The organism is Pseudomonas sp. WOUb67 (genome assembly GCF_050058005.1).
Classification (GTDB): domain Bacteria; phylum Pseudomonadota; class Gammaproteobacteria; order Pseudomonadales; family Pseudomonadaceae; genus Aquipseudomonas; species Aquipseudomonas putida_R.
Window position 1 is genome coordinate 5,748,396 of the sequence record NZ_CP170112.1, and the last position, 25,576, is coordinate 5,773,971.

Here is a 25,576-nt window from a genome sequence, read left to right on the forward strand (position 1 = left end):
ATGAGAAAAACCGTGATGAGCATCAGACAACACGCTGGACCATCGTTCAATACATCGTGAAATTTAGGTTGCAACCCGCACTTGCGTTGGCCACCGAAGACTGCGCATATGACGTTTCAATGCACCTGCCAGCGCCACTTTGGCATGTGGCTCTCCATGCACCAGAAGCACCATCGCAGGGGCTTTGGCCACACCGGTTGCAAAGGCCACCAGCCCCGCCTGGTCGGCATGCCCGGAATAACCACTCAGCGTCAGCACCTTTGCATTGATGCCGTACAGGCGCCCGCCCAGATCAACCTGCACAACCCCTTCCGCCCTTTCGCTGGCCTGTATCACCGCCCCTGGCGTGCCTTTGGCCTGGTACCCCACAAACATTACCTCATGCCGCGCATCCCCCAGCATGGCCTTGAGGTAATTGACGATGCGCCCACCCGAGCACATGCCATTGCCGGCAATCACGATCGCCGGTCGGCCGGTGCTCTTGAGGTAGTTCACCACCTGCTGGTGCCGCGCATGGCTATCCACGCTGATCAGCTGGCTGAAACCGAGCGGGTCGCGCCCTTCTGCAAGCCGCCCCCTGGCCTCGGCGCCCCAGTAACCGTGCAGCTCCCGGTACACACCGGTGATGCGCTGAGCCAGGGGCGAGTCGAGGATAATGGGCAACTGCGACCAGTCGAGCGGGTCGCCATCGGGCCCGGGACCAGCGCTACCCAGCAAAGCCTTGCGATGAAGAATGTCTTCAAGCTCGTACAGCAATTCCTGGGTGCGCCCCAGGCTGAAAGCCGGGATGAGGATGGTGCCCTTGTCAGCCAGGGCGCGATCGATTGCCGCTTCAAGACGCTGCCTGCGGTCGCCAGCATGCACATGCAGCCGGTCGCCATAAGTGCTTTCCAGCACCAGCACATCAGCCCGCTCAGGGGGCTGCAGCGGGCGCAACAATGGGTTGCCACACGCACCCAGGTCGCCAGAGAACACATAGCGGCTATTGGCTTGCGCATGCTGTATGTCGCACTCGACGTAAGCCGAACCCAGCAAATGGCCGGCGCGCTGCAAGCGGATACGACAAGCAAGGCCGGGGCGATCGACCAGCGCGTACCACTGCTCGAACGGCAGCGGCACGATAAGGTCGCGGACAAAGTCGAGGTAGCGCGCCACCTGCACGGGCTCGCTGCTGACGCTCAGTGTGTAGGCATCTTCCAGCACTAACGGCAGCAGCTGCGCGGAAGGCTCGCTACACAGGATGGGGCCGCGGTAGCCGGCGGCCAGCAGCGCAGGTATGCGGCCAACATGATCGAGGTGCACATGGGTGACGACCAGGGCTTCGATGCCCTGCACATCGAAACCGAGCGATGCGGTGTGTGCGCCTGGCGCTGCGTCGGCGCCCTGCTCCAGACCACAGTCGACCAGAAGGCTGGTGGCCGGATCGAGGTGCAACTGGTGGCACGACCCCGTGACGCCGCGGGTACCACCATGATGGGAAAGGACGGGATATTCCATGCTACGCACATTCGCCTGGGCCAAAATCAAAGTGCGCTATTACTTCATGACCACCCGTGCAGGCATAGGTGTGAATTCCCAGGCAAGCGTAGGAAATTTCCTTTTAGTTACCGCTCAGCGCCGCCTGGCGAGCGGAAGCCCTGATCTTGCGCTTGCTGCGCTGCACACCATAGGCACCCAGCAACGGCCCGACTGCCAGACCAATGACCAGGGCTGCCAATACCAGTACAGCAACCGGCATTTCCGGCGCGGCCCAGCCGAACAGGACCAACGACACGGCTTGCTGGTTCTCCAGCACGAAGAACAGCACCACAGCCGCCAACAGCAGCACGAACACCGCCGCCAGGGCGCGCTTGAGGTTACGCATCAGAATGCTCCTTGATTGATCAGGCTTCAGCCTCGTCTTCTTCGTTGACCCGGTCACGCAGCTCTTTGCCGGGTTTGAAGTGCGGCACAAACTTGCCCTCGAGGCTGACCGACTGGCCGGTCTTCGGGTTACGGCCCACGCGCGGGGCGCGATAATGCAGCGAGAAGCTGCCAAAACCGCGAATCTCGATGCGATCGCCTGTGGCAAGGCATTGTGACATCTGCTCAAGCATGGTCTTGATGGCCAGCTCCACGTCCTTGGACGAGAGCAGCCCCTGATGGGTGACAATACGTTCGATCAGCTCCGACTTCGTCATATTTTTCCCTTCGTTATCAAGCAGCTAGATCATTGCTTAACCAGTTTGTAGCACGCCGGGAGGGATTTGAACAGGGTGGTTCTTGACTTAATAAAAAAATTCAAGATTGAAGTTTTACAAGAATGGTCTAGTTGGCGGGGTCTTGTTGGTGTCCGGCGGCGGATTTGCGCTGGCGCGGAAATCGAGCGCCGCCCGCGCGGCGCATCGCGAGCTGCGCTCGCTCCTACGTTTGTTTCGGGCCAATTATTCCTATGGGATTTGTGCGCGGACGCCTTGGCGCATGACGTGGTATCGCGTCGTACACACTAGGCGGTCGCGCGCGCCTGCCACAGGCGTTACTGGCCCGAAACAAACGTAGGAGCGAGCGCAGCTCGCGATGCGCCGCACGGGCGGCGCTCGATCTCCGCCCCACCACCAATCCCACGCCATCCATTTACATTCTGCAACCCTGATTACCGCCGGCACCCCATCACCGCGGCTAGGCTGTCCCGGCACTCACATTCTCAAGGATGAACACAATGACCAAACCCCACGGCTGCCGGCTTCGCCATGCCCGATGCTCAGTGCCTGGCAGGCTTTACATGTTGACCACTGTTACCCACCGGCGCCAGCCCCTGTTCCACAACATTCACCATGCCCGCTTAACAATCCAGAACCTACGCCACGCAGATCAGCAACAGCACTGCCGCTCGCTAGCCTGGGTACTGATGCCAGACCACTTGCACTGGTTGATAGAGTTGAAAGACGCGACACTTAGCAAACTAATGCAACGATTCAAGTGCCAATCCAGCAATGCATTGCGCAAAGCCGGCTTGATGATGTCGCCGATATGGCAGGCAGGCTATTACGACCGCGCCTTACGCCGAGACCAAGATATTATCAAGGCGGCAAGGTATATCGTGGCCAACCCGATCAGGGCGGGATTGGTCACCAAGGTCGGTGATTACCCGCACTGGGATGCGGTTTGGCTTTGAGGGTATGGCGACAGAGGTGCGTCGCCCCAGAGATCGAGCGCCGCCCGCGCGGCGCATCGCGAGCTGCGCTCGCTCCTACGTTTGTTTCGGGCCAGTTACGCCTGCGGCAGAGGCGCGCGACCGCCTTGTTGGTACGACGTGATATCGCGCCATGCGCCAAGGCGTCCGCGCGCAAATACCCCAGGAATAATTGGCCCGAAACAAACGTAGGAGCGAGCGCAGCTCGCGATGCGCCGCGCGGGCGGCGCTCGATCTCACAGGCGGTGAAAATGCCACGGCAAACCCTCTCCGCCCAAACGCATTTTCAACTCAAAAAAAAGGGCGACCCGAGGGTCGCCCTTTTTACCGATCAAACAGAACTCAGTTCTGCTTGGCCATTGCTTCGCGCAGCAGCGCAGCCATGGTGGTGTCGGCAGCCGCTTCCGGAGCGTTTTTCAGGCTCTGGATGGCTTCACGCTCTTCAGCGTCGTCTTTCGATTTGATCGACAGGCTGATAACGCGGGACTTGCGGTCAACGCTGATGATCTTGGCTTCGATCTCTTCGCCTTCCTTCAGAACGTTACGCGCGTCTTCAACGCGGTCACGGCTGATTTCGGAAGCTTTCAGAGTGGCTTCGATGTCGTCGGCCAGGGTGACGATGGCGCCTTTGGCGTCAACTTCTTTCACGATGCCCTTGACGATAGCGCCCTTGTCATTGACAGCAACGAAGTTGGAGAACGGATCGTCTTCCAGCTGCTTGATGCCCAGGGAGATGCGCTCGCGCTCTGGGTCGACCGACAGGATGACGGTTTCCAGCTCGTCGCCCTTCTTGAAACGACGTACGGCTTCTTCGCCGGTTTCGTTCCAGGAGATGTCGGACAGGTGAACCAGGCCGTCGATGCCGCCGTCCAGGCCGATGAAGATACCGAAGTCGGTGATCGACTTGATGGTACCGGTGATCTTGTCACCCTTGTTGAACTGGCCGGAGAAGTCTTCCCATGGGTTGGACTTGCACTGCTTGATGCCCAGGGAGATACGACGACGCTCTTCGTCGATGTCCAGAACCATGACTTCCACTTCGTCGCCAACCTGAACGACTTTCGACGGGTGGATGTTCTTGTTGGTCCAGTCCATTTCGGAAACGTGTACCAGACCTTCAACGCCTTCTTCCAGCTCAGCGAAGCAGCCGTAGTCGGTCAGGTTGGTAACGCGCGCTTGTACGCGAGTACCTTCTGGGTAACGGGCAGTGATAGCTACCCACGGATCTTCGCCCATCTGCTTCAGACCCAGCGAAACGCGGTTGCGCTCGCGGTCGAACTTCAGAACGCGTACGTCGACTTCGTCGCCAACGTTAACGATTTCCGAAGGGTGCTTGATGCGCTTCCAGGCCATGTCGGTGATGTGCAGCAGGCCGTCGATACCGCCCAGGTCCACGAATGCGCCGTAGTCGGTGAGGTTCTTGACGATACCTTTGACTTGTTGGCCTTCCTGCAGGGTTTCCAGCAGGGCTTCGCGCTCGGCGGAGTTCTCGGCTTCCAGCACGCTGCGACGCGAAACAACAACGTTGTTGCGCTTCTGGTCCAGCTTGATGACCTTGAATTCCAGCTCTTTGCCTTCGAGGTGGGTGGTGTCGCGCACTGGGCGGACATCAACCAGGGAGCCCGGCAGGAACGCACGGATGCCGTTAACGTCGACAGTGAAGCCGCCTTTAACCTTACCGTTGATAACGCCCTTGACCACTTCTTCGGCGGCGAAAGCTGCTTCCAGAACAATCCAGCACTCGGCGCGCTTGGCTTTTTCACGGGACAGTTTGGTTTCGCCAAAGCCGTCTTCGACCGCGTCCAGCGCAACGTGAACTTCGTCACCGACCTTGATGGTCAGTTCGCCAGCTTCGTTGTAGAACTGCTCGAGCGGGATGACACCCTCGGACTTCAGGCCAGCGTGTACGGTAACCCAGTCGCCGTCGATGTCGACAACGATACCGGTGATGATCGCACCCGGCTGAAGATTGAGGGTTTTCAGGCTTTCTTCAAAGAGTTCTGCAAAGCTTTCGCTCATTTTAATTCCTGTAGATTCGGGCGAGACAGACGCCCATAGCCACATTCCAGACAATGTGGGTTTGTTTTAAGTAAAGGAAAGCCGGCAGGACGTTGACTGGTGCACCTGCCTGCTTTCCTGGTTATCAGTGGAAATCGCGTAGTGCGATCTCGCTCCTGATACGTTGCAGCACCTGCTCGATGGACAACTCGGTAGAGTCCAACTGAATGGCATCGGCCGCTGGTTTCAGCGGGGCCACTGCGCGTTGGGTGTCGCGCTCATCACGCGCACGTATCTCATCCAGCAGACTCGACAGACTAACATCTTCACCCTTGCCCTTCAACTGCAGGTAACGGCGGCGTGCACGTTCCTCCGCACTGGCGGTGAGGAAAACCTTCAACGGCGCGTCCGGGAACACCACGGTGCCCATGTCGCGACCATCGGCGATCAGGCCCGGGGCCTCGCGAAACTCGCGCTGACGCACCAGCAGCGCATCACGCACTGCCGGCAGCGAGGCAACCATCGACGCGCCTGCGCCGACGGTTTCGGTGCGGATGACGTTGCTGACGTCCTCACCCTCAAGGATGATCTGTTGCAGCTTACCGGGCTCGGCGGCGATGAACTGCACGTCCAGATGGGCGGCAAGTTTGGTCAGCAGCTCCTCGTTGGTCAGGTCGACGCCGTGGTTGCTGGCGTTGAACGCCAGCAAGCGGTACAGCGCGCCGGAGTCCAGCAGCTTCCAGCCCAGCTCACGGGCCAGCAGGCCGGCGACCGTGCCCTTGCCCGAACCGCTTGGCCCGTCGATGGTGATGACCGGTGCCAGCGAACTCACGACTTGCCCTCTTCCGCCACGCGGATACCCACTTCGGCGCACAGCGCCAGGAAGTTGGGGAACGAGGTGGCGACGTTGGCGCAGTCATGGATGCGGATTGGCGCACTGGCGCGCAGCGAGGCAACGCTGAAGGCCATGGCAATACGGTGGTCACCGTGGCCATGCACTTCGCCACCGCCCAGCTGCCCGCCGTCGATGATGATGCCGTCCGGGGTCGGCTCGCACTTGATGCCCAGGGTGATCAGGCCGTCGGCCATCACCTGGATACGGTCGGACTCCTTCACCCGCAGCTCTTCAGCGCCACGCAGCACGGTACGCCCTTCGGCGCAGGCAGCGGCGACGAACAGTACCGGGAATTCGTCGATGGCCAGCGGCACCAGTTCTTCCGGGATGTCGATACCTTTCAGCCTGGCGCCGCGCACGCGCAGGTCAGCGACTGGCTCGCCGCCGACTTCACGCTGGTTTTCCAGGGTGATGTCGCCGCCCATCAAGCGCAGGATGTCGATGACACCGGTGCGGGTCGGGTTAATGCCAACATGCTCCAGCACCAGCTCGGAACCTTCGGCGATGGAGGCTGCCACCAGGAAGAAGGCTGCCGAGGAAATGTCGGCCGGCACTTCGATGCGGGTAGCGGTCAGCTTGCCGCCAGACTGCAACGAGGCGACCGGGCCGTTCGACTCGACCGCATAGCCAAAGCCGCGCAGCATGCGTTCAGTGTGGTCACGGGTAGGCGCAGGCTCGGTAACGGTGGTTTTGCCTTCGGCGTACAGGCCGGCCAGCAACAGGCAGGATTTGACCTGGGCGCTGGCCATCGGCAGCGTGTAGGTCAATGCCTTGAGCTTGCTGCCACCACGAATGGTCAACGGCGGGCGGCCTTCCGGGCCGGTCTCGACCACAGCACCCATTTCGCGCAGCGGGTTGGCCACACGGTTCATCGGGCGCTTGGACAGCGAAGCGTCGCCCGTCATGGTCACGTCGAACGACTGGCCGGCCAGCAGGCCCGACAGCAGGCGCATCGAGGTACCCGAGTTGCCCACGTACAGCGGCCCGGGCGGCGGCTTCAGGCCGTGCAGGCCAACACCGTGAATGGTCACGCGACCGTGGTTGGGGCCTTCGATGACCACACCCATGTCGCGGAATGCCTGCAGGGTCGCCAGCGCGTCTTCACCTTCGAGGAAGCCTTCGACTTCGGTGGTGCCTTCGGCCAGCGAGCCGAGCATGATCGAGCGGTGGGAAATCGACTTGTCGCCCGGTACGCGGATTCGCCCGGACAGGCGGCCACCCGGTTGGGCCAGGAAAATCAGATCGTTGGCGTTCATAGCGTCCACATAGGCCCGGCGGGCCAGGATTTTACTGAAATGCTCGCGGGCAACACGCGCACGGGTGAATACACCCAGCAACTGGTGCCCGTCCCCTTCTGCGATCGCGTCGCGCAAGGCGTCGAGATCGCTGCGATATGTATCGAGTGTGCGCAGGACAGCGTCGCGGTTGGCGAGGAAGATGTCGTGCCACATGGTCGGGTCGCTGCCGGCGATTCTTGTGAAATCGCGGAAGCCTCCCGCAGCGTACCGGAAGATCTCGAGGTTTTCATTGCGCTTGGCCAGCGAATCGACCAAGCCAAAGGCCAGCAGGTGCGGCAAGTGGCTGGTGGCTGCCAGCACTTCGTCATGGCGCTCGACCGACATGTGCTCAACGTCAGCACCCAGCGCACGCCACAGGCGGTCGACCAGGGCCAGCGCGGCCGGGTCGGTTTCGGCCAGCGGCGTGAGGATCACCTTGTGCCGGCGGAACAGGGTGGCGTTGGAGGCCTCTACCCCGCTCTGTTCGGAACCGGCGATGGGGTGGCCAGGGACGAAGCGCGGCAGGCGCTGACCGCTCTCGTTTACAAAAACAGATCGCGCCTCGCGGACGACGTTACCCTTGGCACTGCCGACATCGGTAATGATCGCATCACCCAGGTCGAGCCGGGCCAGGAGGGCCAGGACTTTTTCCATGGCCAGGATCGGCACGGCCAGCTGGATGACATCGGCACCGACACAGGCTGCAGCGAGGTCTTCTTCGCAGCGGTCGACCACGCCCAGGGCCACAGCCTGCTTGCGCGAGGGGGCGTCCAGGTCGACACCGACCACTTCGCGGCACAGGCCGCTTTCACGCAGGCCCTTGGCGAACGAGCCACCGATCAGGCCAAGGCCGACCACCACCAGGCGGTTGATGATTGGCGCGGGTTTGGTTTTTGCTGCATTTACCACTGGTGCGAACCCTGTTCTGAAATCTGGACAGTCTGTGAGACCGCAGGGGGCTGCTTTGCAGCCCAATCGCGACCTTTGGTCGCTCCTACCTGTCTACGCGCGCCCTGTAGGAGCGACCGAAGGTCGCGATTGGGCGCAAAGCGCCCTCTGCAACCTCAAATCAAAGCACTGCCTTCGGATAAGACCCCAGCACCTTCAGCGCCACAGCCTCTTGGCTGATTTGCTCGAGCACCGCCTTGATCAGCGGGTCGCGGTGGTGGCCGACGAAGTCGATGAAGAACACGTAGGTCCATTTGCCACTGCGCGACGGGCGGGTCTCGATGCGGGTCAGGTCGATGCCGTTCTCGTGGAACGGCACCAGCAGCTCGTGCAAGGCACCTGGCTTGTTGCTCATCGAGACAATGATCGAGGTCTTGTCGTCGCCGGTCGGCGGCACTTCCTGACTGCCGATCATCAGGAAGCGCGTGGAGTTGTCCGGGCGGTCTTCGATCTTTTCCGCCAGGCGGGTCAAACCATACAGGTTGGCCGCCATGTCGCCGGCAATCGCCGCCGAGTTCCACTCGCCCTTGACCCGCTTGGCCGCCTCGGCATTGCTCGAAACCGCCACGCGCTCCACGTTCGGGTAGTGCGCGTCCAGCCACTTGCGGCACTGGGCCAGCGACTGGGCGTGGGAGTAGATGCGCGTGATGCTGTCGGTCTTGGTGCTCTCACCTACCAGCAGGTGATGGTGGATGCGCAGCTCGACTTCGCCGCAAATGACCATGTCGTGCTCAAGGAAGCTGTCCAGGGTGTGGCTGACAGCGCCTTCGGTGGAGTTTTCCACCGGCACCACGCCGAAGTTGACGGCACCGGCCGCCACTTCGCGGAACACTTCGTCGATGGCCGCCATCGGCCGGCTGATCACCGCATGGCCGAAGTGCTTCATGGCCGCGGCCTGGGTGAAGGTACCCTCAGGGCCGAGGTAGGCGATTTTCAGCGGCTCTTCAAGGGCCAGGCACGACGACATGATTTCGCGGAACAACCGCGCCATCTCTTCGTTGCCCAGCGGGCCCTTGTTGCGCTCCATGACGCGCTTGAGCACAGCAGCTTCGCGCTCAGGGCGGTAGAACACCGGCTTCTCGCCTTCTTTCAGCGAGGCGGTCTTGACCCGGGCGACTTCTTCGGCGCAACGGGCGCGGTCGCTGATCAGCTCGAGAATCTTCTCGTCGAGGCTGTCGATGCGTACGCGCAGCGCCTTGAGTTCCTGTTCGGACATCAGCCGTGCTCCTTCTCGAATTCGGCCATGTAGCCCACCAGGGCTTCAACAGCCTCAAGGCCCAGGGCGTTGTAGATGGAAGCGCGCATGCCGCCCACCGAACGGTGGCCCTTGAGGTTGAGCAGGCCGCGGGCATCGGCGCCGGCGAGGAAGGCCTTGTCCAGGCGCTCGTCAGCCAGGCGGAACGGCACGTTCATCCACGAACGGGCGTTGACGCTGATCGGGTTGGTGTAGAAATCGCTGTTGTCGATGAAGCCGTACAGGCGCTCTTTCTTGGCGCGGTTGCGCTGCTCCATGGCGTCGACACCACCCTGCTCTTTCAGCCACTCGAAGACCAGGCCCGAGAGGTACCAGGAGTAAGTGGCCGGGGTGTTGTACATCGAGCCGTTGTCAGCCGAAACCTTGTAGTCGAGCATGGTCGGGCAGCTGCTACGGGCATGGCCCAGCAGGTCTTCGCGCACGATTACCACCACCAGGCCGCTTGGGCCGATGTTCTTCTGCGCACCGGCGTAGATCAGGCCGAACTGCGACACATCGATGGGGCGCGAGAGAATGTCGGAGGACATGTCGACCACCAGCGGCACATCGCCAGTCTGCGGCACCCAGTCAAACTGCAGGCCACCGATGGTCTCGTTGGACGCATAGTGCACGTAGGCAGCGTTCTTGGTCAGGTTCCAGTCGTTCTGGCCCGGGATATTCAGATAGTCGTAGGGCTTGGCGCTGGCGGCGACGTTGATGTTGCCGAAGCGGCGCGCTTCCTCGATGGCCTTTTTCGACCAGATGCCGGTTTCGATGTAGTCGGCCGTGCCGCTCTCCGGCAGCAGGTTCAGCGGAATTTCGGCGAACTGCTGGCTGGCGCCGCCCTGCAGGAACAGCACCTTGTAGTTGGAGGGGACGGACAGCAGGTCACGCAGGTCCTGCTCGGCCTTTTCGGCGATGGCCACGTAGTCGTCGCTGCGATGGCTCATTTCCATCACCGACAAGCCCTTGCCGCGCCAGTCCAGCATCTCGGCCTGGGCGCGCTGCAACACAGCATCAGGAAGCGCGGCAGGGCCTGCGCAGAAGTTAAAGGCTCGTTTGCTCACATCCACTCTCGCTCTGCCAAATAGAACAAAATCGTAATTCGGTGCTGCCGGGACCCTGTGGGAGCGGGTTCACCCGCGAACACCGGCGTTGCCGGTGCCATGCACCGCGTCGCATGATTCGCGGGTGAACCCGCTCCCACAGGGTAAGGCACCGCCCTTGAGGACGTTGCCTGCTGTAATCAGTCAAACGGGGCGACCTTGGTCGCCCCGTTCGGGTCTACGCTTGCTTACTCCTGCGGGGCCTCTTCGGCACCCGCAGCTTCTTCATTGTCTGGCGCTTCAGCCTCGGCGCCCTCCTCGTCCGGCTCGATCACATCATCGAGTTCGTCCTCGGACGGCTCCTGGATACGCTCCAGGCCAACCAGTGTCTCGTCAGCCGCCAGCTTGATCAGCGTAACGCCCTGGGTGTTTCGGCTCAGGCTGGACACCTCGCCAACCCGGGTGCGCACCAGCGTGCCCTGGTCGGAAATCAGCATGATCTCCTCGCCTTCCTGCACCTGGATAGCACCGATCAGCAGGCCATTGCGCCCTTTGGTACCCATGGCGATAACGCCCTGGCCACCACGGCCGCGACGCGGGAACTTGGACAGCGGGGTACGCTTGCCGAAGCCACGCTCGGAGGCGGTAAGGATCTGCGAACCGGACTCCGGGATCAGCATCGAAATGATCTGCTGGCCTTTGCCCAGTTTCATGCCGCGCACACCACGGGCCGTACGGCCCATTTCACGCACGACGCTTTCGGCGAAGCGAATGACCTTACCAGCGTCGGAGAACATCATGACTTCTTTGGCGCCGTCGGTGATGGCCGCCGCAATCAGGGTGTCGCCTTCCTTCAGCTTCAAGGCGATCAGGCCGTTGGAGCGCGGACGGGCGAACTGCACCAGCGGGGTCTTCTTGACGGTACCGGAGGCAGTGGCCATGAAGATGTAGGCGCCAGTCGGCTCTGCCACCCATTCTGCGGTGTCGCCGTCTTCTTCGTCGACTTCCTCGGCCTCTACCAGCTCACCCTCGAGCACGGTGTCATCAGCGTCTTCCAGCTCTTCGTCGAGGTCGGCGTTCTGCTGCAGCGCTTCGAGGTCGATCTGCAGCATGGCGGTGATGCGCTCACCCTCCTCCAGCGGCAGCAGGTTGACCAGCGGGCGACCACGGGCAGCGCGGGACGCTTCAGGGATTTCGTAGGTCTTCTTCCAGTACACCTTGCCCTTGCTGGAGAACAGCAACAGGGTGGCATGGCTGTTGGCGACCAACAGGTGCTCGATGTAGTCCTCGTCCTTCACGCCGGTCGCCGACTTGCCTTTGCCGCCACGGCGCTGGGCCTGGTAAGCGGACAATGGCTGGGTCTTGGCATAACCACCGTGAGAGATGGTAACCACGCGCTCTTCTTCCGGGATCATGTCGCCGTAGTTGAGGTCGTGGCTTGCATTGAGGATTTCGGTGCGGCGCACATCGCCGTATTCGGCACGGATGGCTTCCAGCTCTTCGCGGATCACTTCCATCAGGCGCTCGGCGCTGCTGAGGATGCGGATCAGCTCGCCGATCTGCTCGAGGATTTCCTGGTACTCGGCCAGCAGCTTCTCGTGCTCCAGGCCGGTCAGGCGGTGCAGGCGCAGGTCGAGAATGGCCTGGGCCTGTTCCGGCGACAGGAAGTACTTGCCGTCATGCAGGCCGTACTGCTCAGGCAGGTCCTCAGGGCGGCAGGAATCGGCGCCGGCGCGCTCGACCATGACCTGCACGGCACTGGATTCCCACGGCGTGGAAACCAGGGCTTCCTTGGCCTCGGACGGGGTCGGCGAAGCCTTGATCAGGGCGATGACCGGGTCGATGTTGGACAGCGCAACCGCCTGGCCTTCAAGGATGTGGCCACGCTCACGGGCCTTGCGCAGCTCGAATACGGTACGGCGGGTCACCACTTCACGGCGGTGACGGACGAACGCTTCGAGCAGGTCCTTGAGGTTGAGCAGGCGCGGACGACCGTCGATCAGGGCGACCACGTTGATGCCAAACACGCTCTGCAGCTGGGTTTGCTGGTAGAGGTTGTTGAGCACCACCTCCGGCACCTCGCCGCGACGCAGCTCGATGACGATGCGCATGCCGTCCTTGTCGGACTCGTCGCGCAGCTCGGTGATGCCTTCGATCTTCTTCTCTTTAACCAGCTCGGCGATCTTTTCGATCAGGCGCGCCTTGTTCAGCTGGTACGGCAGCTCGGTGACGACGATCTGCTGACGGCCGCCAACCTTGTCGATGTCTTCGATTTCGGAGCGGGCGCGCATGTAGATGCGGCCACGGCCGGTGCGATAGGCCTCGATGATGCCTTGGCGACCGTTGATGATGCCGGCAGTCGGGAAGTCTGGCCCAGGGATGAACTGCATCAGTTCATCGATGGTGACTTCCGGGTTGTCGATCAGCGCCAGGCAGCCGTCGATGACTTCACCGAGGTTGTGTGGCGGGATGTTGGTCGCCATGCCCACGGCGATACCGCTGGAACCGTTGACCAGCAGGTTGGGAATACGGGTCGGCATGACCGCCGGGATCTGCTCGGTGCCGTCGTAGTTGGGCACCCAGTCGACGGTTTCCTTGTGCAGGTCGGCCAGCAGCTCGTGCGCCAGCTTGGTCATGCGCACTTCGGTGTATCGCATGGCCGCAGCGTTGTCGCCGTCCACCGAACCGAAGTTGCCCTGGCCGTCGACCAGCAGGTAGCGCAGCGAGAACGGCTGGGCCATACGCACGATGGTGTCGTAGACCGCAGTGTCGCCGTGCGGGTGGTACTTACCGATCACGTCACCGACCACACGGGCGGATTTCTTGTACGGCTTGTTCCAGTCGTTGCCCAGTTCGCTCATCGCATAGAGAACGCGACGATGCACGGGCTTCAAGCCGTCACGCGCATCGGGCAGCGCTCGCCCGACAATCACGCTCATCGCGTAGTCGAGGTAAGACTGTCTCAGTTCGTCTTCGATATTGACCGGGAGGATTTCTTTGGCCAGTTCGCCCATGAGAAGCCTGATTCCTTTTTCTGGTGAAACTTCGCAGCTCCATCAAGGGCCGAACGAAGCTCGCCGCCGCAGCGTATAAGCGTGCGACGACTTACGACAAATCAATGAGTTGTGCCATGGATCTGCGCAATGAAGGCCGCCGTGATGGGCGGTCTTGGAAACTGCCGGATGTTATCACAAAGGCGGGGGCGGTGGGGAGATGTGGCAGGTGGTCTCAGACGGGTTTGAATCTTGATTTTTATTGCCTGTGCTGGCCTCTTCGCGGGTAAACCCGCTCCCACAGGGCTATCACTACCCTTAGGGCCTGTGATATCCCTGTGGGAGCGGGTTTACCCGCGAAGAGGCGGGCACAGGCAGCACATAATCAGTGCAGGCGCTTGCGGCAGACCAACTGAGCCAGCTTGGCAGCATCCGGGCGCTCGACGATGCCACGCTCGGTCACGATCACGTCGATCAGGTCGGCCGGGGTCACATCGAACACCGGGTTGAACACCTCGACATCCGCTACCGCCGGGGCACCGCCAAAGTCCAGCCACTCGTCGGCGTCACGCTCTTCCAGCGGGATATCCTCGCCGGTGGCCAGGTTCAGGTCGATGCTGGTGCTCGGTGCCACCACCATGAAGCGCACGCCGTGGTGCATGGCGCTGACCGCCAGCTGGTAGGTGCCGATCTTGCTGGCCACGTCGCCGTTGGCAGCGATGCAGTCCGCGCCCACCACCACCCAGGTGATGCCCTTGGTCTTCATCAGGTGCGCCAGCGCCGAGTCGGCGCACAGGGTCACCGGGATGCCTTCGTTGGCCAGCTCCCAGGCCGTCAGGCGCGAGCCTTGCAGCCACGGGCGGGTCTCGCCGGCATACACCCGCTCGACCATGCCCTCCAGGTAGCCGGCGCGAATCACCCCCAGCGCGGTACCGAAACCGCCACTGGCCAGGGCACCGGCATTGCCGTAGGTAAGCAGGGTCTGGGCATTGCCCTGGTGACGGCGAATCAGCTCGATGCCTTGCTGGGCCATGGTCAGGTTGGCTTCACGGTCGCTTTCGTGGATGGCCACCGCTTCCGCCTCCAGCGCTGCCAGCACGTCTTCATCCGGGCGCAGGCGCAGCAGGCGCTCACGCATGCGGTTCAGCGCCCAGAACAGGTTGGCCGCCGTGGGGCGCGCTTCGGCCAGAGTGAGAAAGTCCTCTTCCAGGTCCATTTCCCAGTCGCCACCCTCTGCCAGCCGCTCTTCCAGGGCCAGCACCAGGCCGTAGGCGGCGGCAATGCCGATGGCCGAGGCGCCGCGCACTGCCATGTCGCGGATTGCCGCCGCCACCTGCGCGACATTGTCGCAGGCCAGCCAGCGTTCTTCCGACGGCAGCAGGCGCTGGTCGAGCAGGTGCAAGATGCCGCCCTGCCAGCGGATCCCGGTCACCTTCTCCGCCGCCAAAAGTCGCTCGCGCATCGCCTCTCCCCGTCGTTCGCATGTCAAAAGCCGGCGATTATAGCGACCCTGGGGGCCGAGCGCTCGGGTATACTCCGGCGCAATTTTGCGAAGTTTCAGAGGACTGTTCAATGAGCAACGTCGACCGCGCCGAAATCGCCAAGTTCGAAGCGCTGGCCCACCGCTGGTGGGACCGCGAAAGCGAGTTCAAGCCGCTGCACGAAATCAACCCGCTGCGCGTCAACTGGATCGACGAGCGCGCCAACCTGGCCGGCAAGAAAGTGCTGGACGTAGGCTGCGGCGGCGGCATCCTCAGCGAAGCCATGGCCCTGCGTGGCGCCACGGTGACCGGTATCGACATGGGCGAAGCCCCCCTGGCCGTGGCCCAACTGCACCAGCTGGAATCCGGCGTGCAGGTGGAATACCGGCAGATCACCGCCGAAGCCCTGGCCGAAGAGATGCCTGAGCAGTTCGACGTGGTCACTTGCCTGGAAATGCTCGAACACGTGCCCGACCCGTCCTCGGTCATTCGCGCCTGCTACCGCATGGTCAAGCCAGGCGGCCAGGTGTTCTTCTCCACCATCAACCGCAACCCCAAGGCCTACCTGCTGGCCATTGTCGGCGCCGAGTACATCCTGAAGATGCTGCCGCGCGGCACCCATGACTTCAAGAAGTTCATCCGCCCGTCCGAGCTGGGCGCCTGGAGCCGCGATGCCGGCCTGCAGGTGAAGGACATCATCGGCCTCACCTACAACCCGCTGACCAAGCACTACAAGCTCAACAGCGACGTCGACGTCAACTACATGATCCAGACCCTGCGCGAGGAATGAGCATGCGTTTGCGAGCAGTACTTTTCGACATGGACGGCACCTTGCTCGACACGGCGCCGGACTTCATCGCCATCTGCCAGGCCATGCTCGCCGAGCGCGGCCTGCCGGCCATCGACGACGACCTGATCCGTGGCGTGATCTCTGGCGGCGCCCGCGCCATGGTTGCCACTACCTTTGCCATGGACCCGGAAGCCGAAGGCTTCGAGGCCCTGCGCCTGGAGTTTCTGGAGCGCTACCAGCGCGACTGCGCGGTGCACAGCAAGCTGTTCGACGGCATGGCCGAGCTGCTGGCCGACATCGAGAAAGGCAACCTGCTGTGGGGCGTGGTCACCAACAAGCCGCTGCGCTTCGCCGAGCCGATCATGCAGCAGCTGGGCCTGGCCGAGCGCTCGGCACTGCTGATCTGCCCGGACCACGTGAAAAACAGCAAGCCTGACCCCGAGCCGCTGACCCTGGCCTGCACGACGCTGGGCCTGGACCCTGCCACGGTGCTGTTCGTCGGCGACGACCTGCGCGACATCGAGTCCGGCCGCGACGCCGGCACCCGCACGGCAGCTGTGCGCTACGGCTATATTCATCCAGAGGACAACCCCAACAACTGGGGTGCCGACGTGGTGGTGGACCACCCGCTGGAGCTGCGCAAAGTGATCGACAGCGCGCTGTGCGGCTGCTGAACACCGCCTGATGCCCGGGCACCGTCACTGTGGGAGCGGGTTTACCCGCGAATGCGCCAGCCCACACAGCATCGGTGCCTGACCGTACGCATTCGCGGGTGAACCCGCTCCCACAGGGGGACGGAGTCGCCCTCACGAACTCGAAGGACAGAACCATGTTCGACTACACCGCCCGTCCCGACCTGCTGCAAGGCCGGGTCATCCTGGTTACCGGCGCCGGCCGCGGCATCGGTGCCGCTGCTGCCAAGGCCTACGCGGCGCTGGGCGCCACCGTGCTGCTGCTGGGCAAGACCGAAGCCAACCTGAACGAGGTCTACGACCAGATCGAAGCCGCCGGTCACCCGCAACCGGTGGTCATCCCGTTCAACCTGGAAACCGCCCTGCCCCACCAGTACGACGAGCTGGCCGTGATGATCGAAGACCAGTTCGGCCGCCTGGACGGCCTGCTGAACAATGCCTCGATCATTGGCCCGCGCACGCCGCTGGAGCAGTTGTCGGGCGACAACTTCATGCGCGTGATGCACATCAACGTCGATGCCACCTTCATGCTCACCAGCACCCTGCTGCCACTGCTGAAGCTGTCGGAAGACGCCTCGGTGGTGTTCACCAGCAGCAGCGTCGGGCGCAAGGGCCGGGCCTACTGGGGCGCCTATGGCGTGTCGAAGTTCGCCACCGAGGGCCTGATGCAGACCCTGGCCGACGAACTGGAAGGCGTGGCACCCGTGCGCTCCAACAGCATCAACCCGGGCGCCACGCGCACGGCGATGCGGGCCCAGGCCTACCCCAGCGAAAACCCGCAGAACAACCCGCTGCCTGAAGAGATCATGCCGGTGTACCTGTACCTGATGGGGCCGGACAGCAAAGCAGTGAACGGGCAGGCGCTCAACGCCCAATAAACCTGCACTGGCCTCTTCGCGGGTAAACCCGCTCCCACAGGTACATCACCGCCCTCAGGCATTGTGCTATCTCTGTGGGAGCGGGTTCACCCGCGAAGAGGCCGGTACAGAAGAGCAGATCAGCCCGCCGCCAACGCTGGACGCAGGCGCCCCTGCTGGCGCCCTTCCAGCTGCATGCACCGCTCCAGGAACAGGAACATGCAGTCGTAACTCTTGCAAATCGCCCTGCGCAACTCGGTACGCAACCCCAGGCTCGGGTTCTCGCCGGCCAGCGTGCAGATGATTTCCAGCGCCTCCCACGGGTGTGCATCGTCATACTGGGCATGCATCTTCAGCCATTTCATCGCCCGCTTGCGCTGGTCTTCCGGGAAGCCCTGCGCATAGGTATCGGTCGAGCACACCACCGCCGACCATTCCCCGGTCGCCCCTTCGATGGCGTAGTTGGTCGCCGCCATGGAAATGGCCAGGTTCTCGGTGGCACACACGCGCCAGCACCAGTCGTTCAGGCCGTTCAGCTCGGGGGGCACTTCCTGGGCCTGTAGCTCATGCAGGTGCACACCATGGGCCTGGCACCAGTTCACCCAATAGTCGGCATGGTTGAGCTCAACCCGGATATTGCGCATCAGCCAGCGCCGCGCCATGTCTTCGCCCTGATGGCGGCCGTAGCGGGTCTTGGTCAGGTTATGGGCCATGTACAGCGAGAACTGCTCCACCACCGGCCAGCCACCGATCAGGTACTGACGAATGGTCGACTGCTTGAGCTGGCCGTCGCGCAGGCGCGCGTAGAACTCATGTTCCACCACCCGGCGCTTGCTCTCGCGGCAGTCTTCAATCAGTTGCTGGGCCCATTGGGGATAGCTGGCGGGGTCCATCAAAGGCCCGATACGAACGAATGCATCAATCACTTTCAGCTCCTTGATCCTTGTGATTTCTCGCTAGCGAAACGTGCCAGGCGCCCGCTGCAACAGAGGCCGGGCGGCGATCCGTTGGCGCTGCAGACTGTCACAGGTGAACACCTGGGGGCGTTCGATCAGGTAACCCTGGGCGTAATCCACGCCGATTTCCTGCAGGGCCTGCTCGATCAAGGGTGTTTCGACGAACTCGGCGATGGTGCGTTTGCCCATGACATGGCCGATGTGGTTGATGACCTCGACCATGGCCCGGTTGACCGGGTCGTCAAGCATGTCCTTGACGAAGCTGCCGTCGATCTTCAGGTAATCCACGGGCAAATGCTTGAGGTAGGCGAACGACGACATGCCGGCGCAGAAGTCATCGAGCGAGAAGCGGCACCCCAGCCCCTTCAACTCGTTGATGAAGCGAATGGCACTGCCCAGGTTGGCAATCGCGCTGGTTTCGGTAATTTCGAAACAGATCATCCGCGGCGGAATGGCGTACTCGACAAACAACCGCTGCAGGTAATCGAGGAACTTGTCATCGCCGATGCTCGAACCCGACAGGTTGATCGCGCAGATCGACAGCGGCCCTTCACGGCCTTCGTCCAGGCATTGGCGCACCACCTGGAACACATTGCGCACCACCCAGCGGTCCAGCGCAGTCATCAGCCCGTAGCGCTCGGCCGCAGGGATAAAGCTGCTGGGCAGGATGGTGCGGCCACTTTCGTCGTACAGGCGCAACAGGATTTCGATGTGGCCTGGGCCTTCGAAGGTTTTCAGCGGGGCGATTTCCTGTGCGTACAGGCAGAAGCGGTTTTCTTCCAGGGCCACATGCAAGCGCTGGATCCAGGCCATTTCGCCAAACCGCATGGACAGCTCGCTGTCGTCGGCGTGGTACACCTGCACGCGGTTGCGCCCCTTCTCCTTGGCCATGTAGCAGGCCATGTCGGCGGCGCGTAACGAGGTCTCCAGGGTGCCGGGGGTTTGGGCCATGTGCACCAGGCCGATACTGACCGTGGTGACGAACGGCCGCCCCTTCCACACGAAGTGCAGGCTTTGCACCATCTGGCGCAGCTGCTCGGCAATGCGTTCGGCCTGGTCTGGCGGGCAGCTTTCCAGCAGCACGCCAAACTCGTCGCCGCCCAGCCGGGCCAGCGTGTCACCTTCGCGCAGGCCGGATTGCAGCACGGCGCAGATGTGCCGCAGCAATTCGTCGCCCGCAGCATGGCCGCAAGTGTCGTTCACCAGTTTGAACTGGTCGAGGTCCAGGAACATCAGCGAATGCCGCCCAGCCTGGCGCGCAAGGCCGTTCAGTGCCTGCTCCAGGCGGTATTCGAACTCCCGCCGGTTGGCCAGGCCGGTCAGGGCGTCATGGGTGGCCTGCCAGGACAGGTTGGCGATGTACTGGCGCTCCTGGGTCATGTCATGCAGCACCAGCACGATGCCACTGAGCTGGCCGTCACTGACGATCGGCGAGCCCACCAGGTTGATCGACACGGTGCTGCCGTCCAGCCGCTGGATCAGCCGGGCATGCTCGGCGCCGCCCTTGAGGCTGCCGCTCAGCACCTGCTCGACCAGGCTGCGGCCATCTTCCTCGGCCTGCTCGTCCACCAGGCTGAACAGTGCCGACAGCGGCAGGCCCTGGGCCTGGCCAGACTGCCAATGGGTCAGTTGCTCGGCGGCCGGGTTCATGTAGCCGATGCAGCCATCCACGTCGGCAGTAATCACCGCATCGCCAATGGCCTGCAAGGTGGTCTGCGCCCGCTCTTTTTCTGCCTGCAGGGCGGTGGCGAAGGCCTGACGCTGGGCCAGCAGCTTGCTGGAGCGGCGCCAGGCAATGGTAATGAGGAACATCGCTGTCAGCAGGTTGGTGATCAGCAGCACCCGCAGCAACATGCGCGAGCCTTCGCCCAAGGCATCGCTGAACGCTTTGGCAGCAGGTGTGACCCCTTCGTTGATGGTGACGATGCGGGCCTTCCAGGCATTGACGGCCTGGGGCTCGACCGAACCGCTGGCAAAGCTCTGGCGCATCTCGCCGGCCAGCACATCCAGCTTGGCCAGGTAGTCGTCGCCGATGTCCCAGTAGTCGATGGCTGTCTGCATGTAGCTGACGTTGCGGAAGTTACGGTAGAACCAGATGATCCGCTCGACATCGTCGGGGTGGTTGCCGCCTTGCAGGACGGCCTGGCGCGCAGCTTCCAGGTCGGGGATGGGCTGGTCGAGTACCTCGCGCAACTGGTGGTCGCCCTGGGGCACGGTAATGGCCTGGCGATAGCGCTGGTAGGTGCTCTCGTCACGGGTGTCAGCGTACAGGTTGAGGTAGTAGATCGCGTCTTTTTGCGCCTTCGACCACAGGCTTTCGCCCGCAACATAGGCGCGCACGGCCGAGAGCGTATAAAGGCTGAGGCTGCCCAGCGCCACCTGAAAGACCACAACGGCGATGAAGGGCCAGGTGATGCCGAGCAACTTCGGCGCTTCGAGTGTGCGATGTCCCTTCATGGAGTCCCTGTCACAGAGCAGATAAGGCGCAAATCGACCCAGACAAGCACAGCGTAGGCCATCTGCCATCAACGTGACGGGGTTTTTTATGACAGGGAATCGCGGGATATGTATAGCCTGTGCTGGCCTCTTCGCGGGTAAACCCGCTCCCACAGGGACTTCACACGGCCAGAAACCTGTGCAGTACCTGTGGGAGCGGGTTTACCCGCGAAGAGGCCAGTACAGCCAGCGCAAGGATCAGCTTTGCTGCAGGTGCCCATAAAGCTTGGCGTACAAACCACCCTCGGCGATCAGCTGCTGGTGGTCGCCATCTTCGGCCACATGCCCGCCATCGAACACCAGCACCCGGTCGGCCTGCTTCACCGCCGACAGCCGGTGGGCGATGATCAGCGTGGTGCGGCCGCTGAGGAAGCGCGCCAGGGCCTGGTGCAGGTTGTACTCGGTGGCGGCGTCCAGCGCCGAGGTGGCTTCGTCGAGGATGACCACCTTGGGCTCGGCCAGCACCATGCGGGCAATGGCCAGGCGCTGCCGCTGCCCGCCAGACAAGCGCACACCGGAGCGCCCCACTACGCTGTCCAGGCCTTGCGGCAAGGCGGCGATGGTGGCGTCCAGCTGGGCGATGCGCAGCGCCTGCCAGCAGGCCTCGTCGCTGCTGTCGCGGCCCATGGTGAGGTTGGCGCGTACGGTGTCATTGAACAGCGACGGGTGCTGCAACACCACCGCGACGTTTTCGCGCAGGGTTTCCAGGCCGATTTCCTGCAGGCTGGCACCGCCGAAGCGGATGGTCCCGGCCTGGGCGCTATAAAGGCCCAACAGCAGTTGCACCAAGGTGCTCTTGCCGCCGCCACTGGCGCCGACAATCGCCACCTTCTCGCCCGGGGCGATAGACAGGTCGAGGTTTTCCAGCACCGGCTCGTCGGCATAGGCAAAGCGCAAGTCGCGCACTTCGATGCCCACCGTCTCGCGGCCGGCGAACGGGTCGCTGGCGGCCGGGTACTGCGGTTCGTCATCACGCGCCAGCAGTTCGTTGAGGCGGCTCAGCGCGCCGCCGGCGGCGTAGTAGGCATATTGCAGGTTGAGCAGCTGCTCCACCGGGCCGATCATGAACCACAGGTAGCTGAACACCGCCAGCATCTGGCCGATCGACAGGTCGGAGAACAGCACGGTCAGCATGGCTGCGGCGCGGAAGATGTCGATACCGAACTGGAACAACAGGCCACTGGCACGGCCACTGGCATCGCTCTTCCACTGCGAATCCACGGCGTAGTCACGCACTTCGCGGGCGCGCAGGCCCAAACGGCCGAGGAAGTAGCCCTGGCGGTTGCTGGCACGGATTTCCTGGATGGCATCGAGGGTTTCGGTCAGCGCCTGGGTAAAGCGCGCGGTGCTGTCGTTCTCGAGCTTTTTCAGGTGTTTGACGCGCTTGCCCAACTGCACGGTGAAGTAGATCACCAGCGGGTTGAACAGCAAGATCAGCAAGGCCAGCTGCCAGTGCATCCAGATCAGGATCGCCGCTGTGCCGGTCAGGGTCAGCATGGCCACCAAAAAGCGGCTGAGGGTTTCGCCCACGAATTTGTCGAGGGTGTCCAGGTCGGTGACCAGGTGGGTGGTGACCGTGCCACTGCCCAGGCTTTCGTATTCCTTCAGCGAAATACGCTTGAGCCGCTCGATCAGGCGGATGCGCAGGCGGTAGACGATATCCTTGGCCAAACCGGCAAACAGCTTGGCCTGGACCACGTTGAACCCCAGGGCAGCCACACGCAGGCACAGGGTGAGCGCCAGCATCAGCCCGATGTAGCCGGCTGCCACCTGCCAGCTGGACGGCAGCAGGTGGTTCATCCACTTCAGCGCAGCATCGCCATGGCCCAGCAGTACCTCGTCCACCAGCAGGGGCAACAGCAACGGAATGGGCACACTGCAGCAAGCCGCCAGCACGGCGATGAGGTTGGCAGACCAGAGGTTTTTCTTGTGATGCAGGGCCAGGCGGCGGATTTCCGCCCAGCTCAGTCGATCGCCCGCAGTGTGAGGCTTGCCCGGCACCGGGTCGGGTGACCCCGGCACATCAAGCACAGGCGGCCTGCTGCAGCCAGCGGCCGAGCAAGGGTTGCAGGCGATCCAGCGGCTGGTAGCCGTTGGTCAGCAGGGCCAACTGGCCATTGCGCTCGGCCAGCAGGGTCGGAAAGCCGGCAATGCCCAGGTCCTGCGCCCAGCTGAAATCGGCTGCGGTGGCGGCGCGGGTGTCGGCGCGGGCGAAGGTTTCGGCAAACACGGCGCGGTCGAAGCCGCACTGCGAGGCCAGCTCGACCAACTGCGGCGCCGTGGTCACGTCCACGCCCTGCTCGTAGAACGAACGCTGGATCAGCGCCAGCAGCGGCCAGACGCGCTCGGCGTCCAGCTCGCGGGCCGTGACCAGGGCGCGGCAGGCCGGTTCGGTGTCATAGACGAAGCCGTCAGGCATGGCCCCCTCGAAACGAAACGGCTGGCCGGTGGCGTCGGCCACCGCCTGCCAGTGTTCGAGGATGTACTTGCGGGTGGAGCTGTCCAGGGCGCTGCCGCCGGTGCGCAGCCCGCCCGGCACCACGCGGGTGGCAACGCCCGCCTCACGCGCCTGGGCGATCAGGGCGGCGGCTACCGGCGCGAAACCCCAGCACCAGGAGCACATCGGGTCCATCACATAGATCAGGCGTGCAGACATGCATCAGGCCTCGGCTTTGTAGTTGTAACCGATCGGGTGCGGCAGGTTGCGGGCCTTGGCCAGCTCGATCTGCTTCTGCCGGTCGATGGCACTGCGCCGGGTCTTCTCGCTCAGGGTGTCCCAGCAATGCGGGCAGCTGACACCTGGCGAATAATGCTCGGACGCGCGCTCCTCTGCATTGATCGGGTGGCGGCAGGCGTGGCACTGGTCGTACTCGCCTTCGCTCAGGTCATGGCGCACCGTGACGCGGTTGTCGAAGACAAAGCAGTCGCCGTCCCACAGGCTTTCTTCCTGAGGCACTTCCTCGAAGTACTTCAGCACGCCACCCTTAAGATGATAGACCGCCTCGAAGCCTTCACCGAGCATGTAGCTGGAGGCTTTTTCGCAACGAATGCCGCCGGTGCAGAACATGGCCACTTTCTTGTGCTTGCTGGGGTCGAAGTTGGCCTTGATGTACTCCGGGAACTCGCGGAAGGTTTCGGTCTTCGGGTCCATCGCGCCCTTGAAGGTGCCGATGGCCACTTCGTAGTCGTTGCGGGTGTCGATCAGCAGCACTTCCGGGTCGCTGATCAGCGCGTTCCAGTCCTTGGGCTCGACGTAAGTGCCGACCGCCTGGTTCGGGTCCACGCCCGGCACGCCGAGGGTGACGATCTCTTTCTTGAGCTTGACCTTGGTGCGGTAGAACGGCTGCTCGTCGCAGTACGACTCTTTATGGTCGATGTCGACCAGGCGCGGGTCGTTGCGCAGCCAGGCCAGCAGGCCGTCGATGCCTTCGCGGGTGGCCGACACGGTGCCGTTGATGCCTTCGTGGGCCAGCAGCAGGGTGCCTTTGACGTCGTTGTCGAGCATGGCCTTGAGCAGCGGCTCGCGCAGTTCGACGTAGTCTTGCAGGGTGACGAACTTGTACAGCGCCGCGACGACGATAGGTTGTGACATGAAGCGGGTTCTCCAGGTGGTTGCCCTCGTAAGGGGCGGACCGGGTTTGACAAAAAGCAGGGGGCGCTTTGCGCCCCATTCGCGGCACAAGGCCGCTCCTACAGGAAAATACACAACCCGACGGGCCGTGCGATCCCTGTAGGAGCGGCCTTGTGCCGCGAATGGGCCGCACAGCGGCCCCCTTGGATGGTACGGATTCTACCAGAACAACAGAAAGGTTTCAGTGCCCGCCGCCAGCGCACACCGGCGAGGCCGGGGCAACGCCGACCTTGGCCCACTCTTCGGAGGTGTAGGTATGAATGGCCAGGGCATGGATCTGACCCATCAGCTCACCCATGGTCGCGTACACCTTCTGGTGGCGCTTGACGCTGTTCAACCCGGCAAACTGCTCGCTGACGATCACTGCCTTGTAGTGGGTCTCCTGACCACGACTGTGCATGTGGCTTTCGTCGAGCACTTGCAGGTGCTGCGGCGCCAGGGCGCCCAGCTGTTGTTCAATGCGCTGTTGCATGGTCATCGCGGCGTGCTCACTTCTTGGCAGGGACGGCGGCCTTGCCAGCGTTAGGGTCCAGTTCCTTGGTCATGTCTTCCAGCAGCTTGTTCACCACCGGTACTGCTGGCTCCAGGCTCTGCTGGGTCAGCTGGGCCGACTGCTGGGTAACCTTGGGCATTTCACGCAGCACTTTCTTGCCCAGCGGCGATTCGTAGAACTTGACCAGGTCTTTCAGCTCTTGCTCGGTGAAGGTCTGGGTGTACAGGTCGACCATCTTCGGCTTCAGCTTGTTCCAGCCGATGGCGTTGTCCAGCGCCGCGTTGGCCTTGGCCTGGTAGCTTTCCAGCACCGGCTGCTTGGCGGCCGGGGCCTTGGTCTGGGCAAAACGCTGGGCGAACATCTGTTGGACCTGCATGTACACCGGGGTGCCCAGCTTGTCGGCGTTGGCCAGGGTCAGGAATTTCTCGGCAGCAGCGTTGTGGCTGGCGGTGGCAGCGAGCACCTGGCCGCTGGCGCAAGCCAGGGCAACGGCGGCACAAAGGACACGGAGACGGGTCATTGCATTTCCTTCAAGGAGAGGGAGGCGGGTACCTCAGAGTAGAGCATTCTGCGCCGTGGTGGCGATGTGCTCAAGTGGCACGACGAGCGACGGAACC

21 protein-coding genes are annotated in these 25,576 nt (G+C 62.8%); 4 read left to right on the plus strand and 17 right to left on the minus strand.

The features are described 5' to 3' along the window. Positions 1-63: 63 nt before the first annotated feature. The 3 genes from ABOC32_RS25395 to ihfB all read right to left on the minus strand — a co-directional run bounded on the left by ABOC32_RS25395 (position 64) and on the right by ihfB (position 2,180). The gene (locus ABOC32_RS25395) at positions 64-1,497 is read right to left on the minus strand and encodes an MBL fold metallo-hydrolase RNA specificity domain-containing protein (protein WP_426809331.1); all 1,434 of its coding nucleotides are present in this window, start codon (positions 1,495-1,497) and stop codon (positions 64-66) included. Between the two features lie 103 nt (positions 1,498-1,600). Further along, a complete protein-coding gene (locus ABOC32_RS25400) occupies positions 1,601-1,864 on the minus strand; it encodes a lipopolysaccharide assembly protein LapA domain-containing protein (RefSeq protein WP_426809332.1) in 264 nt (87 codons plus the stop codon). Positions 1,865-1,883: 19 nt separating this feature from the next. Continuing rightward, positions 1,884-2,180 (minus strand): integration host factor subunit beta, encoded by a 297-nt coding sequence (gene ihfB, locus ABOC32_RS25405; protein WP_003252675.1) that lies wholly within the window; start codon positions 2,178-2,180, stop codon positions 1,884-1,886. Positions 2,181-2,698: 518 nt separating this feature from the next. Between ihfB and ABOC32_RS25410 the strand changes: the two genes are divergently transcribed. After that, positions 2,699-3,154 (plus strand): REP-associated tyrosine transposase, encoded by a 456-nt coding sequence (locus ABOC32_RS25410; RefSeq protein ID WP_426809333.1) that lies wholly within the window; start codon positions 2,699-2,701, stop codon positions 3,152-3,154. Between the two features lie 360 nt (positions 3,155-3,514). Here ABOC32_RS25410 and rpsA read toward each other — a convergent pair whose 3' ends face one another. From rpsA to mtnA, 7 genes are all read right to left on the minus strand, one after another. Then, positions 3,515-5,191 carry a 30S ribosomal protein S1 gene (gene rpsA / locus ABOC32_RS25415; RefSeq protein WP_003252673.1) on the minus strand — a complete coding sequence of 559 codons (1,677 nt, stop codon included), beginning with the start codon at positions 5,189-5,191 and terminating at the stop codon, positions 3,515-3,517. 124 nt (positions 5,192-5,315) lie between these two features. Continuing rightward, the gene (gene cmk, locus ABOC32_RS25420) at positions 5,316-6,002 is read right to left on the minus strand and encodes a (d)CMP kinase (protein WP_063423003.1); all 687 of its coding nucleotides are present in this window, start codon (positions 6,000-6,002) and stop codon (positions 5,316-5,318) included. Beyond that, positions 5,999-8,251 (minus strand): bifunctional prephenate dehydrogenase/3-phosphoshikimate 1-carboxyvinyltransferase, encoded by a 2,253-nt coding sequence (locus tag ABOC32_RS25425; protein ID WP_049273378.1) that lies wholly within the window; start codon positions 8,249-8,251, stop codon positions 5,999-6,001. Before ABOC32_RS25425 ends, cmk begins: the two co-directional genes overlap by 4 nt. A gap of 160 nt (positions 8,252-8,411) precedes the next feature. After that, positions 8,412-9,506 (minus strand): prephenate dehydratase, encoded by a 1,095-nt coding sequence (pheA, locus tag ABOC32_RS25430; RefSeq protein WP_426809334.1) that lies wholly within the window; start codon positions 9,504-9,506, stop codon positions 8,412-8,414. Continuing rightward, a complete protein-coding gene (serC, locus tag ABOC32_RS25435; RefSeq protein ID WP_059395297.1) occupies positions 9,506-10,591 on the minus strand; it encodes a 3-phosphoserine/phosphohydroxythreonine transaminase in 1,086 nt (361 codons plus the stop codon). Before serC ends, pheA begins: the two co-directional genes overlap by 1 nt. 227 nt (positions 10,592-10,818) lie before the next feature. Beyond that, positions 10,819-13,584: a DNA gyrase subunit A gene (gene gyrA, locus ABOC32_RS25440; protein WP_426809335.1), complete on the minus strand. Its 2,766-nt coding sequence runs from the start codon at positions 13,582-13,584 to the stop codon at positions 10,819-10,821. A 364-nt stretch (positions 13,585-13,948) separates the two neighbouring features. Then, positions 13,949-15,025 (minus strand): S-methyl-5-thioribose-1-phosphate isomerase, encoded by a 1,077-nt coding sequence (gene mtnA / locus ABOC32_RS25445; RefSeq protein ID WP_426809336.1) that lies wholly within the window; start codon positions 15,023-15,025, stop codon positions 13,949-13,951. A 110-nt stretch (positions 15,026-15,135) separates the two neighbouring features. On the opposite strand from mtnA, the gene ubiG reads away from it, so the two are divergent. From ubiG to ABOC32_RS25460, 3 genes are all read left to right on the plus strand, one after another. Further along, complete coding sequence (ubiG, locus tag ABOC32_RS25450) at positions 15,136-15,834, plus strand: bifunctional 2-polyprenyl-6-hydroxyphenol methylase/3-demethylubiquinol 3-O-methyltransferase UbiG (protein WP_016501016.1); 699 nt, start codon at positions 15,136-15,138, stop codon at positions 15,832-15,834. Positions 15,835-15,836: 2 nt separating this feature from the next. Next, a complete protein-coding gene (mupP, locus tag ABOC32_RS25455; RefSeq protein ID WP_426809337.1) occupies positions 15,837-16,508 on the plus strand; it encodes an N-acetylmuramic acid 6-phosphate phosphatase MupP in 672 nt (223 codons plus the stop codon). Positions 16,509-16,663: 155 nt separating this feature from the next. Then, the gene (locus ABOC32_RS25460) at positions 16,664-17,404 is read left to right on the plus strand and encodes a YciK family oxidoreductase (RefSeq protein ID WP_012271032.1); all 741 of its coding nucleotides are present in this window, start codon (positions 16,664-16,666) and stop codon (positions 17,402-17,404) included. A gap of 119 nt (positions 17,405-17,523) precedes the next feature. Here ABOC32_RS25460 and ABOC32_RS25465 read toward each other — a convergent pair whose 3' ends face one another. The 7 genes from ABOC32_RS25465 to ABOC32_RS25495 form a co-directional block, all read right to left on the minus strand. Then, on the minus strand, positions 17,524-18,309 hold the full coding sequence (locus ABOC32_RS25465; RefSeq protein WP_426809338.1) for a TenA family transcriptional regulator: 786 nt from the start codon (positions 18,307-18,309) through the stop codon (positions 17,524-17,526). Positions 18,310-18,339: 30 nt separating this feature from the next. Beyond that, a complete protein-coding gene (locus ABOC32_RS25470; protein WP_426809339.1) occupies positions 18,340-20,796 on the minus strand; it encodes an EAL domain-containing protein in 2,457 nt (818 codons plus the stop codon). A gap of 237 nt (positions 20,797-21,033) precedes the next feature. Further along, complete coding sequence (locus tag ABOC32_RS25475; protein ID WP_426809340.1) at positions 21,034-22,866, minus strand: ABC transporter ATP-binding protein; 1,833 nt, start codon at positions 22,864-22,866, stop codon at positions 21,034-21,036. Beyond that, the gene (locus tag ABOC32_RS25480; protein WP_426809341.1) at positions 22,859-23,491 is read right to left on the minus strand and encodes a DsbA family protein; all 633 of its coding nucleotides are present in this window, start codon (positions 23,489-23,491) and stop codon (positions 22,859-22,861) included. The genes ABOC32_RS25475 and ABOC32_RS25480 overlap by 8 nt, the downstream gene beginning before the upstream one ends. Before the next feature lie 3 nt (positions 23,492-23,494). After that, a complete protein-coding gene (locus tag ABOC32_RS25485; RefSeq protein ID WP_426809342.1) occupies positions 23,495-24,427 on the minus strand; it encodes a rhodanese-related sulfurtransferase in 933 nt (310 codons plus the stop codon). Between the two features lie 220 nt (positions 24,428-24,647). Further along, the gene (locus ABOC32_RS25490; protein ID WP_426809343.1) at positions 24,648-24,944 is read right to left on the minus strand and encodes a BolA family protein; all 297 of its coding nucleotides are present in this window, start codon (positions 24,942-24,944) and stop codon (positions 24,648-24,650) included. A gap of 10 nt (positions 24,945-24,954) precedes the next feature. Next, the gene (locus ABOC32_RS25495; protein WP_016485344.1) at positions 24,955-25,479 is read right to left on the minus strand and encodes a DUF2059 domain-containing protein; all 525 of its coding nucleotides are present in this window, start codon (positions 25,477-25,479) and stop codon (positions 24,955-24,957) included. Positions 25,480-25,576 lie beyond the last annotated feature (97 nt).